This window comes from Tabrizicola sp., from assembly GCF_031377265.1.
Classification (GTDB): Bacteria; Pseudomonadota; Alphaproteobacteria; order Rhodobacterales; family Rhodobacteraceae; genus JAUYQR01.
On the sequence record NZ_JANMET010000230.1, the window covers coordinates 1 to 1,668 of the forward strand.

At 55.3% G+C, this 1,668-nt stretch carries 2 protein-coding genes; both read right to left on the reverse strand.

The features are described 5' to 3' along the window. On the reverse strand, positions 1-1,001 hold a 1,001-nt coding region (locus RMO18_RS13470; protein WP_309666551.1), incomplete at its 3' end, for a sulfatase-like hydrolase/transferase. A 33-nt stretch (positions 1,002-1,034) separates the two neighbouring features. Beyond that, positions 1,035-1,668, reverse strand: a 634-nt coding sequence (locus RMO18_RS13475; protein WP_309666552.1) for a sulfatase/phosphatase domain-containing protein, incomplete at its 5' end; no start/stop codon positions are given.

Below are 1,668 nucleotides of genomic sequence, written 5' to 3' on the forward strand. Positions count from 1 at the left end.
AAGTTGATGAGCCGCCCAATGTGTTCGTCAGTATGCGTGAGGAAGCCCGCGAAGATTTCCTGAAAGCGCGCATAAAGACGCCGCTGATCGGCGGTCAATTCATCCCACGCCTTGATGTTCGGATTGCGCGGCGGCAACACAGTGTTTGGCGGAACGATGCCCATACGCTTTTGCCGTTCGAGCGTTTCTTCGCGCACCTTGTCCCAGCCCTTATCGAACTTGCCCTTGTACATTTCGATGTAGCGCTTATGCACATGCAGCGGCGCGTGCGCTGCGCCGTAAGCGAGATTCATGAAAAACGGTTTGCCCGCGTTGACCTGTTTTTGTTCGGTGATGAATCGAATGGCTTGATCGGTGAGGTCTTCGGTCAAGTGATAGCCGGGTTTGAGCGTTGGTTCGATGTTTTGATTGTCCGCCGCCAGATGCGGGAACCACTGATTCGTCTCGCCGCCGATGAAACCGTAAAACCGCTGAAAGCCCAACGCCAGCGGCCAGCGATCAAACGGCCCCGCGTTGCTGTATTCATCGAAATTCGTCAGATGCCACTTGCCGACGTAATACGTGCTGTAACCGCTTTGCTTCAAGATTTCGCCGATGGTCGCGTTGCTTTTGGGAATGCGTCCATCATAACCCGGATAGCCCGTGGCGTATTCGGCAATCACGCCGAGATGGTTGCTGTGATGATTGTGTCCGGTGAGCAAGGCCGCGCGCGAAGGCGAACACAACGCCGTCGTATGGAAATTCGTATAGCGCAACCCATTCGCCGCAAGCTTGTCCAGATTCGGCGTTTGAATTTCCGAGCCGTAGCTGCCGAGGTGCGCATAACCGACATCATCAAGGACGAGATAAATTACGTTCGGCGCGCCCGCCGGAGCTTGTGGCAGCGGTTCCCACGCGGGCTTGGATTCTTTGTACGTGCGCCCGATGACGCGGCCTTCTTGTGCAAAGTCCGAAAGCGTGAAGCTCAGGAGAATAACAACGCAAAGCAGATTTCTGGTCATAACGGTTTCCTTCTGAAAATAAACGTTCATTCATCAACGCATAATTGCGCTCGGAAATTGCGCCGCCTTTGAACCACGCGCTCGCCGATGCGGAGCCTGCGCGCCACGGTCTGCGCTCATCGGCAGGTACATCCCGCCGGTTTCTTCCAACGTGCGAAACAACTGTTCCTTCATCTCACGAATGATCGGCTGATGTTCCTTGCTGCGAATCAGATTGGTGATTTCGTGCGGGTCGTTTTGCAGGTCGTACAACTCTTCCGTATCCCACACCCCATAGGGCCGAATGTATTTGTACCGTTCGCCGCGTAGCGCGTGAATCGTCGGCGTCATCGGGTAATTCCATTCCCAGTAATATTCATAGAGCAATCGCTCACGCCACGGGATGGATTGTCCGCGCACGAGCGGCAGAAAACTGCGTCCATCCATCGCGCGCGGAAATTCCAATCCGGCGGCTTCGAGCAAGGTCGGCGCTATGTCCAGGTTGGCGACCATTTGCGCGACGGTCGTTCCGCCTTTGATGAGTTCAGGGCAATGCACAATCATCGGCACGCGCATGGATTCTTCATACGCCGCGCGTTTATCTACCATCCCGTGCTCGCCCCACGCGTAGCCGTTATCGCCCATGTAAATCACGATGGTTGAATCGAGCATGCCTTTCTGCCGCAAC